Origin of the sequence: Paenibacillus solisilvae, assembly GCF_042656405.1 — a bacterium.
Classification (GTDB): domain Bacteria; phylum Bacillota; class Bacilli; order Paenibacillales; family Paenibacillaceae; genus Paenibacillus_Z; species Paenibacillus_Z solisilvae.
This window is the reverse complement of sequence record NZ_JBHSOW010000075.1, coordinates 1-860: the sequence shown is the minus strand read 5'-3', so window position 1 is coordinate 860 and position 860 is coordinate 1. Positions and strand designations below refer to the sequence as shown.

The window sequence follows — 860 nt, the reverse complement described above, 5'->3', positions numbered from 1 at the left end:
GATTGAATACCGGTGCGCGCTGGCAGCATAGCTTTTTTCTAATGTCTACTTGACAGGGGTATGACCAAACAGGAAAGAATGGCTATTAAAAACCGCAATGAGGTGATAGCATGCAAGAAGCTAGAAAAGATGGGTGGAAGTCCGATGAAGATCATTTACTAGCAGAGATCGTCCTAAGACATATTCGAGAAAAAAGTTCACAGCTAGTCGCATTTAATGAAGCTGCACAACAATTAGGAAGGACAGAAAGTGCATGTGGCTTTAGATGGAACTCCCAAATACGTAAACAATACGTAACGGAAGTTGAAGCAGCCAAACAAGAACGAAAGCAAAGCCCCAACGCTAAACAGGTAACACAACAGATAAAAGTTTCCACTATTTTAGAAGAAACTGAACAGGAATACATGCCTGATTACATGGAACAGATCATTGTATTAGCTGACAAACAGAAGCAACTTATTATAAATATGGCTAATCAGATCAGTAACTTAAAAGAGCAATTACAACAGAAAGACGCTGAGCTTGAAGAATTAAAGAAGAATGCTCAACAAAACATTACGGAAGAGACATTAAAAGAAGACTTCGAAACATTACTCCAAATCTTCCATAGAGCAAAGCAATTGACCTAACAAAAGAGGTTTACATAACAATTGATCAAGTTCTTGACAATCCGCATACGCGGATTTTTTGGGTCTGTCAAATCTTTTGTGTAAACTCTTTTAATCGGCTTCTCCCCTCGGGGAGAAAAATTATCTGAGATGCTGCCCAATGCGGTCCGGGAAGAAGACGGAAAGCTGGAGGAGCATTTGTCCCCAATTCTGTACACGGCCTGTCCACTTGCGGGTAACGTCCATGGTGGC

General features: G+C 40.8%; 1 protein-coding gene. It reads left to right on the top strand.

The window, feature by feature from the left end:
- The first annotated feature begins 110 nt into the window (after positions 1-110).
- Positions 111-629, top strand: a complete 519-nt coding sequence (locus tag ACFPYJ_RS20225; RefSeq protein ID WP_379190019.1) for an RsfA family transcriptional regulator — start codon at positions 111-113, stop codon at positions 627-629.
- Positions 630-860: the final 231 nt, after the last annotated feature.